Origin of the sequence: Enterobacter cloacae complex sp. 2024EL-00227 (genome assembly GCF_043945315.1) — a bacterium.
Taxonomy (GTDB): Bacteria; Pseudomonadota; Gammaproteobacteria; order Enterobacterales; family Enterobacteriaceae; genus Enterobacter; species Enterobacter roggenkampii.
Genome location: NZ_JBIMQP010000013.1, coordinates 131,713 through 143,939 on the forward strand (window position 1 = coordinate 131,713; position 12,227 = coordinate 143,939).

10 protein-coding genes are annotated in these 12,227 nt (G+C 54.6%); 3 read left to right on the top strand and 7 right to left on the bottom strand.

What is annotated here, in order from left to right:
* Positions 1 to 5 precede the first annotated feature (5 nt).
* From phnE to ACHH0Z_RS20320, 5 genes are all read right to left on the bottom strand, one after another.
* Positions 6 to 785, bottom strand: a complete 780-nt coding sequence (gene phnE / locus ACHH0Z_RS20300; protein ID WP_021242916.1) for a phosphonate ABC transporter, permease protein PhnE — start codon at positions 783 to 785, stop codon at positions 6 to 8.
* 102 nt (positions 786 to 887) lie between these two features.
* Positions 888 to 1,904, bottom strand: a complete 1,017-nt coding sequence (phnD, locus tag ACHH0Z_RS20305) for a phosphonate ABC transporter substrate-binding protein (RefSeq protein ID WP_045407287.1) — start codon at positions 1,902 to 1,904, stop codon at positions 888 to 890.
* A 24-nt stretch (positions 1,905 to 1,928) separates the two neighbouring features.
* Positions 1,929 to 2,717, bottom strand: a complete 789-nt coding sequence (gene phnC / locus ACHH0Z_RS20310; protein ID WP_045407290.1) for a phosphonate ABC transporter ATP-binding protein — start codon at positions 2,715 to 2,717, stop codon at positions 1,929 to 1,931.
* A 173-nt stretch (positions 2,718 to 2,890) separates the two neighbouring features.
* Positions 2,891 to 3,331 carry a VOC family metalloprotein YjdN gene (gene yjdN / locus ACHH0Z_RS20315; protein ID WP_045407296.1) on the bottom strand — a complete coding sequence of 147 codons (441 nt, stop codon included), beginning with the start codon at positions 3,329 to 3,331 and terminating at the stop codon, positions 2,891 to 2,893.
* A gap of 123 nt (positions 3,332 to 3,454) precedes the next feature.
* Positions 3,455 to 3,790 (bottom strand): zinc ribbon domain-containing protein YjdM, encoded by a 336-nt coding sequence (locus tag ACHH0Z_RS20320; protein ID WP_008500067.1) that lies wholly within the window; start codon positions 3,788 to 3,790, stop codon positions 3,455 to 3,457.
* 594 nt (positions 3,791 to 4,384) lie between these two features.
* On the opposite strand from ACHH0Z_RS20320, the gene crfC reads away from it, so the two are divergent.
* Positions 4,385 to 6,730, top strand: coding sequence for a clamp-binding protein CrfC (crfC, locus tag ACHH0Z_RS20325; protein WP_021242912.1), 2,346 nt, complete (start codon positions 4,385 to 4,387; stop codon positions 6,728 to 6,730).
* Positions 6,727 to 7,602 carry a diguanylate cyclase regulator RdcB family protein gene (locus ACHH0Z_RS20330; protein ID WP_008500070.1) on the top strand — a complete coding sequence of 292 codons (876 nt, stop codon included), beginning with the start codon at positions 6,727 to 6,729 and terminating at the stop codon, positions 7,600 to 7,602. The genes crfC and ACHH0Z_RS20330 overlap by 4 nt, the downstream gene beginning before the upstream one ends.
* Positions 7,603 to 7,659: 57 nt before the next feature.
* Here the strand turns inward: ACHH0Z_RS20330 and kdgT are convergent, their stop codons facing one another.
* Positions 7,660 to 8,652: a 2-keto-3-deoxygluconate transporter gene (kdgT, locus tag ACHH0Z_RS20335; RefSeq protein WP_008500071.1), complete on the bottom strand. Its 993-nt coding sequence runs from the start codon at positions 8,650 to 8,652 to the stop codon at positions 7,660 to 7,662.
* Positions 8,653 to 9,302: 650 nt separating this feature from the next.
* Between kdgT and proP the strand changes: the two genes are divergently transcribed.
* The gene (gene proP, locus ACHH0Z_RS20340; protein WP_008500072.1) at positions 9,303 to 10,805 is read left to right on the top strand and encodes a glycine betaine/L-proline transporter ProP; all 1,503 of its coding nucleotides are present in this window, start codon (positions 9,303 to 9,305) and stop codon (positions 10,803 to 10,805) included.
* A 32-nt stretch (positions 10,806 to 10,837) separates the two neighbouring features.
* On the opposite strand, the gene ACHH0Z_RS20345 is transcribed toward proP, so the two are convergent.
* The gene (locus tag ACHH0Z_RS20345) at positions 10,838 to 11,791 is read right to left on the bottom strand and encodes a nickel/cobalt transporter (RefSeq protein ID WP_045409827.1); all 954 of its coding nucleotides are present in this window, start codon (positions 11,789 to 11,791) and stop codon (positions 10,838 to 10,840) included.
* Positions 11,792 to 12,227 lie beyond the last annotated feature (436 nt).

Below are 12,227 nucleotides of genomic sequence, written 5' to 3' on the forward strand. Positions count from 1 at the left end.
GCTTCTCAGATGAAGTGCTTACGCAAACGTTGAGAGAGGAAATCCAGCAGGCTGACGGTGACGATGATGAGCACCATCAGGGCGCAGGTTTGCTGGAACTGAAAACCGCGAATCGCTTCCCACAGGGTGACGCCAATCCCGCCTGCGCCGACCATGCCGACGACGGTGGCGGAGCGGACGTTGGACTCAAAGCGGTACAGGGAGTAGGAGATGAGTAACGGCATCACCTGCGGCAGGACGCCGTAAAGGATCTCTTCGATTTTATTGGCGCCGGTGGCGCGAATGCCTTCCACCGGGCCGGGCTCGATGGCTTCGACCGCCTCGGAAAGCAGCTTGGAGAGCACCCCGGTGGTGTGAATGAACAGCGCCATGACGCCCGCGAACGGACCGAGGCCGACGGCGACCACGAACAGCATCGCAAAGACCATTTCGTTGATCGCCCGACAGGCGTCCATCAGGCGGCGCATGGGCTGGTATATCCACCACGGCACGATGTTTTCAGCGCTCATCAGGCCAAACGGAATGGAGAGAATAACGGCCAGCGCGGTGCCCCAGACGGCGATTTGCAGGGTGACCGCCATTTCACTGAGGTAGTCCTGCCACTGGCTGAAGTCCGGCGGGAAGAAGTCGGCGGCGAAGGTCGCCATATTGCCCGCGTCTTTGAAGAGCAGCAGCGGATCCATTTCCGCGCCCTTCCAGGAGATAACCAGCACCGCCAGCAGGATGGCCCAGCTTATGAGCGAGAACCAGCTGCGCTTCGGCGGCGGGAGGGTGATGGTTTGCATGTGTTACTCCGCAGGTCTTTGTGTGCCGGATGGCGCTACGCTTATCCGGCCTACGATCCAAAATGTAGGCCCGGTAAGCGCAGCGCCACCGGGCGAAAAGCGTTACTGCACCGCTTTATTCACGCTGGTCATCGCGCCGAGCGCGGCGGTCAGGCGGTCGAGGTCTTCAAGCTGGGCCTGAATCGCGGCCACTTTGCTGGTCTTCTCCTCGTTCTTCAGGCCTTTGTTGTCCTTCACGCCCTGCATCTCTTTAAACAGCGCCAGCTGGCGAATCGGGACCAGCTGCAGGTCGCTTGACGGGCGGAACGGTGCCCAGCCCAGACGTTCCAGGACCGCTTTCTCTTCCGGCGTTTTGCCGTAGGTCATAAAGAAGTCGTACACCTTGTCCTTGGTGCTTTCGGACAGGTTTTTACGCCACACGATCGGGTCGCCGGGGATCAGCGGGGATTTCCAGATAACCTTCAGCTCTTTCAGCTTGTCCGGGGCGGACGTCTTCAGCTTGTCGAGGTTCTCGGTGTTGTTGGTGGCAACGTCCACCTGCTTGTTGGCCACGGCCAGAGCGTTGGTTTCATGGCTGGCGTTTACCGTGCGCTTAAAGTCGCTGGCGGAGGCGTTGTTTTTGGCGAAGACGTAGTAGCCAGGGACCAGGTAACCCGAGGTGGAGTTCGGATCGCCGTTGCCGAAAGTCAGCTCTTTGCGTTTGGCGAGCATGTCGTTGAGGTTGTTGATCGGGCTGTCTTTGTTGACGATCAGTACGCTCCAGTAGCCCGGGGAGCCATCTGCCGCGACGGTCTGGGCAAAGACCTGGCCGTTCGCGCGGTCCACCGCTTCCATGGCGGAGAGGTTGCCGTACCAGGCGATGTCCACTTTATTAAAGCGCATCCCCTGGATGATGCCCGCGTAGTCCGGGGCGAAGAAGGCGTTCACTTTGATCCCCAGCTTGGTTTCCATATCTTTCAGGAACGGTTCCCACTGAGGTTTCAGGTTTTGCTGTGATTCCGTCGAAATAATGCCGAAGTTTAGCGCTTTTTCCTGTTCTTCCGCATACGCCGGGCTTAACAGGGTGCTGAGGCTGAACATGCTGGTAAAGGCCAGCGCGGCAACGGCTTTGTAGCTCATGTACTTTCCTCGGATCGGGTTTAATTAAGCAGCCTGCGCGTTCTCTTCGACGCGGTTAATGCTGCGGTAGAGATGGTCAAAACGTTCGTTATCAAACTGATGGCTTGCGCCATCAAAGAACACGTGTCCCTGACGCAGGGCGACGATGCGTTCGCAATAGCGCAGGGCGTAATCCACCTGATGCAGCGTGACCACCACGGTAATGCCGTCGTTCTGGTTAATGTCGCGCAGGGTCTCCATCACGATGCGGGCGGACTCCGGGTCCAGCGAGGCGATGGGTTCGTCAGCAAGGATGATTTGCGCTTTCTGCATCAGCGCGCGCGCAATCGCCACGCGCTGCTGTTGTCCACCGGACAGGGTGGAGACGCGCTGGTGGGCGAAATGCGCCATGCCGACGCGGGTCAGCGCCTGTAAAGCTTCCTGCTTCTGGGAAGGGGTGAACCAGCGCAGACAGGTGCGCCAGAACGGGGTGCTGCCGATCGCGCCAATCAGCACGTTCTCCAGCACCGTCAGGCGGTTTACCAGGTTGAACTGCTGGAAGATGTAGCCCGTCTGGGCGCGGCTCTTGCGGATATCGCTCGCCAGACGCCCGGCGCGCTGTACGGTATTACCCAGCAGCTCGACGTGGCTTGCCGGCGTTTTATCGCCGGTGATAAGCCCGCTCAAATGGCGCAGAAGGGTGGATTTACCCGAGCCAGAAGGCCCGAGAAGCGCCACCATGTCGCCCTGCCGGACGGTCAGATCAACGGCATGCAGAGCCTTGTTGTGATTGAAGGTCTTGCTCAGTTTCTCGACGCGGATGACAGTTTGCATGTGCTGGGCCTCACGATAAATGTGGCCTCATGCTGGCGCATCAATGTGACATTTGGGTTAAGTGCAGGTTGCGGGAGTTTGAAGAGTTGAGCGGAGTTTGATGACAATCACCGTAGGCCCGGTCAGCGCAGCGCCACCGGTCGCTGTTGCCGGCTGCGCTGCGCGTGTCCTGCCTACGACGTTTGTTGCTTGACGACGTTAATCATCCACGGCACGCCGTATTTGTCGGTGACTTTACCGAAACCGTGCGCCCAGAAGGTCTCCTGCCACGTCATGTCGATGTTCCCGCCCGCGGCGAGGTTGTCGAACCAGCGCTTGCCTTCTGACACATCCTGCGTGTCGAGCACCAGCGTGAAGCCCGCGTACTGCGCGTTGCTGCCGGGCGGCATCCCGTCGCTCATCATGATATCGCTGCCCGCAATGCGGACGTTGGAGTGGGCGATAGCCGAATCCGGAAACTGCATACCGGACGGACAGCCTTCTTCGCTGTTATCGCTTTTTGGCATTTCGCCGAAGGTAATTTTATAGAGAAGTTCTGCGCCGACGGCTTGCTGGTAAAAGGCGGTGGCCTCAGCGCAGTTGCCGGCGAAAGAGATGTAGGGACTTAACGGCATAATCTTTACCTCACGTAAGAAAAGCCCGTTAAGTTTAGTTCTTTTTTTGTAGGCCGGATAAGCGTAGCGCATCCGGCAAAATCGCCCGGTGGCGCTTCGCTTACCGGGCATACAGGTGAAAAATCAGTTCTTTTTCACGAACTCAGATTTCAGTTTCATTGGACCGAAGCCGTCAATTTTGCAGTCGATATTATGATCGCCTTCAACCAGACGGATATTCTTCACTTTGGTGCCGATCTTCAGCATGGAAGAACTGCCTTTCACCTTCAGGTCCTTAACGACGGTAACGCTGTCACCGTCCGCCAGCAGGTTGCCGTTCGCATCTTTTACGATGAGCGCATCAGCATCCTGAGCCGGCTCGGCATCATTCCATTCATGAGCGCATTCCGGGCAGATGAACATGCCATTATCTTCATAGGTGTATTCAGAATTGCATTTTGGGCAGTGTGGGAGAGACATATCGGTATCCTCGAAAGTGTAAACGCGCTGGAAAGTGCCAGCTAAATGACGGCAGGGTGCCGAAAAAGGCGGCAAGTATAGCGCAAATCCACACCGTTGTCGGTGATATTGTGAATTAAAAAAGCCAAAAAGCGTATCGGGAGTGACACGTTCTGTCAGTCAGTTACGCGAAGCTTATGTCCATTAACACGGTGGGAAGAAATGACGATAAATATATCGAATATTTTATTGCAGCAAATTGCTACGCTCTGCCATTTCGGATAAGGTGAAGCGACACATTGTTATTTATCTCCGGACTTTGCTGCCATACATATCTTATGGCAGTGGTGCATTACCTCTCTTTTTAGGTGGGTAAATAATGGTGATATATCCTGAAGTTTCTTAAAAATGGGCTACGCTTTTTTCTTTTGGCTATCAGGCCTGGAGAAGAGTTCTACACGCCATGCAAGGATAGGGAATTATTCCTGATTATCTTCAATCAGTTATATTTCGGCGAACATGTTTTCCACACGTGATCATATAAGCCTGAACAACATAATTAAAACCAGTGGCTTAATAAAAGTAATAAATTTGCGTTAAGGAAAGGCTTTTATCATGCACACACAGACCATTTTTGAATTAAGCCAGGAAGCCGAGCGTTTGTTACAGCTTGCCCTGCAAAATCTTGATACGTTGAAATCAATGCCCACTGAGATGCTGGAGAGCACAGAGGCTGCTATTACTGGCGAAACAAACAACGTTTTACCTTTGCATTTTAGCGCGCGCGGTGTCGACGCCCAGCAGGCGATGCTGAATAATGAATTACGCAAAATAACCCGGCTGGAAATGGTCCTGGCCATTGTTGGCACCATGAAAGCGGGGAAATCGACCACCATTAATGCGATTGTGGGTACCGAAGTGTTGCCGAACCGCAATCGTCCGATGACGGCGCTGCCGACGTTGATTCGCCACACGCCGGGCCAGAAGGAGCCGGTGCTGCATTTCTCTCATGCCTCCCCGATTGATGAATTGATCCAACTGCTTCAGAAACAGCTCTGTGATTACGACCGCGGGAAGCTGGCTCAGCGTCTGGAAATTGATAAAGACATGAATACGCTGCTGGAGCGCATTGAAAAAGGGGAAGCGTTTGAGAAGCATCACCTGGGCGCGCAGCCGATATTTCATTGTCTGAAAAGCCTCAACGATCTGGTGAGACTTTCCCAGGCGCTGGGTGTGGAGTTTCCGTTCTCTGAATATACGGCTATTGAACATATCCCGGTCATTGAAGTGGAGTTCGTGCATCTTGCGGGCCTGGATGCCCACCTCGGGCAGCTGACGCTGCTCGATACGCCCGGGCCGAACGAGGCCGGACAGCCGCATCTGCAAAAAATGCTCAGCGAGCAGTTGTCCCGCGCATCGGCGGTACTGGCCGTGATGGATTATACCCAGCTTAAATCCATTTCTGATGAAGAAGTCCGCCAGGCGATTTCCGCGGCGGGAAAATCGGTGCCGCTGTATGCGCTGGTCAATAAATTCGATCAGAAAGATCGCAATAGCGATGATGAAGAACAGATTCGGGCAATGATCTCCGGCACCTTAATGAAAGGCAATATTTCGCCTGGCCAGATTTACCCCGTGTCGTCCATGTGGGCGTATCTGGCGAACCGCGCGCGCTATGAGCTAAGTTCGCATGGACGACTGCCGGATCACCAGGAGCAACCTTGGGTGCAGGATTTTGCCGAAGCCGCACTCGGACGTCGCTGGCGTACGGCGGACCTGGACGATATCGACCATATCCGACATTCTGCCGATTTGCTCTGGGAAGATTCGCTCTTCGAGCAACCGATACGGAAACTGATTTACGCCGCCTATGCCAATGCCTCGCTCTACGCGCTGCGTTCGGCCTCGCATAAGCTTCTTAACTACGCGCAAAACGCCCGAGAGTATCTCGATTTCCGCTATCAGGGGCTGACGGTGGCCTTTGAGGCGCTGGAGCTGAATATCGCACGTCTGGAAGAGGACATGGCGCTTTTGCAGACGCGTCAGCGCGTGGTGAGCGATGAGGTGAAACACGAGGTTGAGGAAGCGCTGAACGCCACCGCGGACTTTATGGGATCCCAAAAAACCGCGCTTCACCAGGCGATTGACCAGGTGTTCAGCACGCCCCCGATTCTTGATTCGGCAGGCACCGAACGGCAGCAACTTCGCGGTGAGAGGGTGAAGCAGCTGGTGCTGGATGATGAAGGGCAGGCGCAGATTGCGCTGAGTAAATTACGCGCCTCCTGCGAGCGGGTGATGCTGGATGCCCAGACGAAGATCGGCCGGGAGCTGGCGTTACGCTTCGATCAGCTGGAGTCCACGCTGGCGCGTTCTCTTAACGAAGCCATGCGTCCCATCGAAACGCGTATTAAAGAGCATCTGAGCCATGCGGGTTTTCGGGCGCGGATCAGCTTCCCGGCGTTTCAGGCAAGCCAGCTTAACTTCAATACGCGAGCGCTGTTTAACGATGCGATTGCGCAGGACGATAGCCAGGCCGCCCCGCCTTCCGGCGGGAGCAGCATGCGCGAAACGGTCTCTCGCTGGCTCAATAATCCTGGCTGGGGCTGGGACGAGTATGTGGAAACGCGCACGCGCTATGTTATCGACATTGCGCAGCTACATGACAAATTTAAGCAACATATTGATCAGTTTTGTGAACAAATACGTAAAGCTTTGTCCGCGCAGGTCGATGTCTCTGTTACGGCAGGAATGGCGACGTTCTTTGCAGAATTTTCGTTGTGCCTGACCGGGTTACAGGAAAGCTTGCGTGATAGCCTCGCAGTGCGTCAGCAAAATGAGCACTCAACCCGAGCGCTCTGCCAGTTGTTGAAGCAAAGCATCACTACTGCGACGTGGATACAGGAAGATACCCGACTGTTACGCGATGATATTCAAACTCTATTCGCGGCAGAGCAACCATGACAACACCACTACTGGACGGCCCCGGGCGAACGCTGGAGTGTATTAATCCAAAATTTATGGTCGATCTGGTGCAGGGGGGAGACGCGGCGCGTCATCCTCGCCTGGGACCACAGCAGCTGCAGTTTCGCGAGCGTTTGACGCAGGAAATCATGACGCATACCCGGCTACGCCCCTGGGCGATGGCGGGGATGCTCAATGAAAATGCGGCGCTGCGCCTGGGGCTGGCGGAAAAGCTGGCCGGGATGCTTGATCCGGGCCATCTCGCGCTGACGCTGATGGCAGAGAAGCTGATCGCGCTGCGTCAGCAGACTCACCCACGCACCCTGCAGTCTCCCGGACTGACGCAGCAGTACGCCGATCTCGTGTCTCATTTTACCCAACGCGCAGCCTGGAAAGAAAAGGCGCTGACCCAGCGCGGGCTAACGGTGCAGGCGGGTGAGCATAGCGAGCAAATTTTTACCCGCTGGCGGGCCGGACATTATGATGGCTGGTCGCTGGCCGGGCGCTGTTTTATCGTTCTGGAAGAACTGCGCTGGGGAGCATTTGGCGACGCATGCCGCCTCGCGAAAGAAGATGTGGCGGCCATGCTTAAGGATAACCTGCGCAGCATGGCGGCTAACTATCTGGCGCAGGGCATTAATGCCTCACCCACGACCCGCCATTTTTATCACCAGTGGCTGACAGCGCCTGCTTCTCCCGGATCGATCGATCATAAAGACATGCTGGGCTGGCTGGGGGACTGGTGTCAGGCGGATAAGCATCCGGTGAGCTGGTCAGTGACGCAAAACTGGCAGACCGTCGCACTGGGAATGCCGAGGCTCTGTTCGGCAAAACGGCTGGTGGACGGGATGGTGGAAGAGATTTTTGGGTAAATCCCTTACCCCTTACCCTCTCCCCGCAAGGAAGAGGGGAGGGTTTGGTGCAGTGTATTAATGGCGGAGTTCGACCGCTTTTCGTTCGATATTCTGCTCGGGGGCATTGGCGTAGCGTTTCGCATATAGCGCCGTGATGATCGGCACCAGTAGCGCAGTGACAATCACGCTGGCGGCAACCAGCGCCGTCGCTGAAGCGGCTACTGGTTCGAAGGCCGGGTTAATCTGGGCAATAATCACCGGGTTGGCGACGGCAGCGCCTGCGGCTGAAGAGGCGGCGACGCCCGCCGTGCCGTTTCCTCCCCCGATCACGCGGTCGGCAACGATCAGCGGAATACCGGTAATGACGATTACGGCGACACCCAGCACAATACCCAGCAGGCCGGTATCAAGGATAACCTTCAGGTTGATGGTGTTCCCCAGCGCAAAGCCGAAGAACGGTATCAGCACCGGCGTGGCTTTGCTGAAGAAATCACGCAGATCGTGATCGAGGTTGCCAAGGGCAAAGCCGATCAGGAAGGGCAGGATTGCGCCGACAAAGTGGTGGGGTTCAAAAGAGGCCAGGCCAGCGGACCCCAGGATCAGCATCGTCATCAGCGGGCCTGATTCGAGAGACATCAAGACAAATGCGCCGGACTCTTCTTTCGTCCCGTACTGGTTCATCAGGCTGGCGTACAATCCGCCGTTAGTCATATCCATCGCGGAGACAATCGCCAGCACCGATAACCCCGCGAAGAACCCGGTCTGAATTCCATTCTCCGGGATGAACATCGCGCATATCATTGCCACCGCCCAGGCTACCGCTATTTTGGTTATTACCAGCGTGCCGGATTTCCGTAATACGGTACCTGTCGCCCGCAAATTAATGGATGCACCGATACAAAAAAACCAGACGGCAAGAATTGGAACCGTGCCCGTTATCATGCCTTTTGTGAAACCACCAAAATATGCCCCGGTATCAGGGGCAAGGGTATTCAGGATGGCGCCCAGCACCAGCGGAACCAGCATCATACCGCCGGGTATGCGTTCTATCGTGGCTTTAATCTTCATGGACAATCCTCACATCTGACCCCGCAGGACGGGCGTTCGGTGTTAAAAATTAGTCAATAAATTCAATTGATTGGCATTTGTTTTTGAGAGGTGTTTCTCGATAACCCTGCCAGGAAAATAAATGTTTTCTCTCGATTAACTTTCTTAGAAAACATATGAAATGCTGTATTCGGATTTATCATGCGATCATTGGAATATTGATTCAATCAAAATAAAACATCGTTTTAGTTATCTTTGTCACATATTCAATGTAAAACTATCGGCGGCTTCCTGATGAAGAAAATTTATGTAAATTGAATGTGAGTAAACGTGGTTTGTTTTTTTGTTGCGAAAGAACTCATGACGTGCGTGAGAGAGCTCATGAGGCGGGGATGAGAAAGGGCTTATTTGCACTGATTGACAAATACTGGACTGAGTTGACCTGATGCTGAAATATGTGTGAAGTTGATCACAAATATAAACGCTGGTAGGGTAAAAAGGTCATTAACTGCCCAGGCAGGCGTCAACAGGTTCGGTTGTATCGACGTAAAACGTCAATGTAAGTAAACCTGCTACGCTTGAATAAGGCGATTCGCATGGAGCGGATCCCATGGTTCACAGAACGCACACTGGACTGTGAAACAGACAGGGCCGAGTCAACGAGGATAGCTATGCTGAGAAGGAAAAAGATTAAACCCATCACGCTTCGCGACGTCACCATTATTGATGACGCCAAACTGCGTAAAGCGATTACCGCAGCCTCGCTCGGTAATGCGATGGAATGGTTCGATTTTGGTGTCTACGGCTTTGTGGCCTATGCGTTAGGTAAAGTGTTTTTCCCCGGGGCCGATCCCAGCCTGCAGATGATTGCGGCACTGGGTACGTTCTCCGTTCCCTTCCTGATTCGCCCGCTGGGTGGTCTGTTCTTCGGTATGCTCGGTGATAAATATGGTCGTCAGAAGATCCTGGCTATCACCATCGTCATTATGTCGATCAGTACATTCTGTATCGGCCTTATACCGTCTTACGCCACCATCGGCATTTGGGCACCGATTCTGCTGCTGATCTGTAAGATGGCACAGGGCTTCTCCGTGGGCGGTGAATATACTGGCGCCTCGATCTTCGTTGCCGAGTATTCTCCTGACCGTAAGCGCGGGTTTATGGGAAGCTGGCTGGACTTCGGCTCCATTGCCGGTTTTGTCCTGGGCGCGGGTGTGGTGGTCCTGATTTCAACCGTGGTGGGGGAAGAGAACTTCCTCGACTGGGGCTGGCGTATCCCATTCTTCCTGGCACTGCCGCTGGGGATCATTGGTCTCTACCTGCGTCATGCGCTTGAAGAGACGCCTGCGTTCCAGCAGCACGTTGATAAGCTGGAGCAGGGTGACCGCGAAGGGCTGCAGGACGGTCCGAAGGTATCGTTCAAAGAGATTGCCACTAAGCACTGGCGAAGCCTGCTGGTCTGTATCGGTCTGGTGATCTCCACCAACGTGACCTATTACATGCTGCTGACCTACATGCCGAGCTATCTGTCGCATAACCTGCACTACTCGGAAGATCACGGTGTGCTGATCATTATCGCCATCATGGTGGGTATGCTGTTTGTGCAGCCGATTATGGGCCTGTTGAGTGACCGCTTTGGTCGTCGACCGTTCATTATTCTGGGAAGCGTTGCGCTGTTTGCCCTCGCCATCCCGGCATTTATTCTGATCAACAGTAATGTACTGGGGCTGATTTTTGCCGGTCTGCTGATGCTGGCGGTGATCCTTAACTGCTTTATCGGGGTGATGGCCTCAACGCTGCCCGCGATGTTCCCGACCCATATTCGCTACAGCGCGCTGGCCGCGGCCTTCAACATCTCGGTGCTGATTGCCGGTCTGACCCCGACGCTTGCCGCCTCGCTGGTGGAGAGCACGCAGAACCTGATGATGCCTGCTTATTACCTGATGGTGATCGCGGTGATTGGTTTGATTACCGGTATTACCATGAAGGAGACGGCGAATCGCCCTCTGAAAGGCGCAACGCCTGCGGCATCGGATATCCAGGAAGCGAAAGAGATCCTCCGTGAGCACTACGATAATGTAGAGCAGAAGATTGAGGATATTGACGCCGAGATTGAAGAGCTGCAGAAAAAACGTTCCCGACTGGTGGATCAGCATCCACGCATCAATGAGTAACAAAAAACCCGCCGCTGGCGGGTTTTCTTTTATTAGCATCCTGCGGCGATGTAGTCGCCATTGGCGCTGATGGGGATCACCGTCAGGAACAGCACCGTCGCGAACAGGATCAGGACTATCCCTCCGACAATTTTGACGGCCGGCACCAGCCATTTTAACGAGGCGCTTTCTCCGAACCAGGCCACCGTGCGTTCGCGGGCGTAACGTACAGCCAGTGAAAGCCCCATAATAGAAAGAGCGGTTCCCAGCGACATGGTCATGACTGCGGCCATCCCCCAGGTAACAATGCCCAGCGCGTTCGAAAACATCAGAATCATGATCGCCCCGCTGCACGGGCGTGCGCCAATCGCCAGTATCACGCCCAGACGGGTTTTCCAGTCGCCCTGCGTCAGGTCTGCACCTACGCCGTGATGACCGCAGCCACAGTGTTCATCGTGCTGGTGAAGAGGCTTAATGGCGGACACTGCTATCCTGCGTGGGCGCAGGCTCTTCAGCGCCTGGTAAATGACGAATGCGCCGAATGCGCCAATAAGCACTGCGCTGACCTTCTCCACATACCAGCGGCTGGTACTGATATCCCCTGAGGCGAGGTTAAACCCTACCGCCAGGATAAAGACAAACAGAATGGCGCTGACGCCCTGCATCAGGCTGCCCAGGAAAGGGACGACCCGGGCGGCCAGCTCGCTTTCCTTATTGGTGGTCAGATAGGTCGTCACAATGAATTTTCCGTGCCCGGGTCCGACGGCGTGAAGCACACCATAAAGGAAAGCGCCCGTTAACAGCCATAACCCGCCGCTGTACTGATGGTTATTCAGCTGCAGCAGGTACATCACCAGATACCGGTGCAGGGTAATTTGCGAGGCAAGACACCACTGGATAAAGGTGTTCCAGTGCGTATGCAGGGTAAAACCGGCAAAAAACATTGCCAGCAGCATCAACCCAGCGGTAGGGAGACGCCAGTCACGGATGAGGCGTTGTGTGGTCATGAAGCGGCCTGAACAGAGAAGAGTATTTGCCGCCAGTATAGTTGATCTTCCCGCTCAATTCGTGGGATCGCATTGGGATCCGTGCAGAATTGTGGATAACTTTGTGCATAAATGGGTATAAGGCGGGGTTTTGCTGGGGAATGCAGCAGTCAGTCATTTTTTTGCAACTTTTCGGTTGCGGTCGTTCGCGAACTCCCTATAATGCGCCTCCATCGACACGGCAGATGTGAATCACTTCACAAACAGCCCGGTCGGTTGAAGAGAAAAAATCCTGAAATAACGGGTTGACTCTGAAAGAGGAAAGCGTAATATACGCCACCTCGCAACGGTGAGCGAAAGCCGCGTTGCACTGCTCTTTAACAATTTATCAGACAATCTGTGTGGGCACTCAAAGTGACATGGATTCTTAACGTCCTCGGACGAAAAATGAATACCA